Source organism: Bradyrhizobium algeriense, assembly GCF_003062295.1.
Classification (GTDB): domain Bacteria; phylum Pseudomonadota; class Alphaproteobacteria; order Rhizobiales; family Xanthobacteraceae; genus Bradyrhizobium; species Bradyrhizobium algeriense.
Genome location: NZ_PYCN01000285.1, coordinates 1 through 432, shown reverse-complemented (window position 1 = coordinate 432; position 432 = coordinate 1). Strand labels below are relative to the sequence as shown.

General features: G+C 58.8%; 1 protein-coding gene. It reads left to right on the top strand.

Features of this window, described 5'->3' with window-relative positions; all coding sequences use genetic code 11:
- On the top strand, positions 1–384 hold a 384-nt coding region (locus tag C7G61_RS43530; RefSeq protein ID WP_145963877.1), incomplete at its 5' end, for a GNAT family N-acetyltransferase.
- Between the last annotated feature and the right edge of the window lie 48 nt (positions 385–432).

The following is a 432-nucleotide window of genomic DNA, read 5'->3' as shown; positions in this document are numbered from 1 at the left end:
GAAAGATCCTACCGGGCAGCCTTTGCGGACATCCTAGAAGAGGATGTGCTCGCAAGCCGGAGTGTCAGTTATTTCGAAGAGCGGTTCGCCGCCGCATGGGAGCGCATGCTGGTGGCGCTTTCCGGCCAAACGCCACTCGGATTCCTGCTCATGACCGATGGGCATATCGACATGCTGTTCATGGATCCTGATGCGGGTGGCCAGGGGGGCGGCGCGCTTCTGCTGCAGCGGGCTGAAACATTAGGGGCAAAGAGTCTCGAATGCTTCCGCGACAATCATGGCGCCCGACGCTTCTACGAGCGTCATGGCTGGCGAGTGGAACGGGAATACGAACGCGAGTTCGCCGGGTGCAGCCGCAGCTTCGTCCTTTATGAGAAGAGCTAATCGCCAGTCGGTAAGAAGGCCAGTTACATTCACTCACCTCATCCTGAG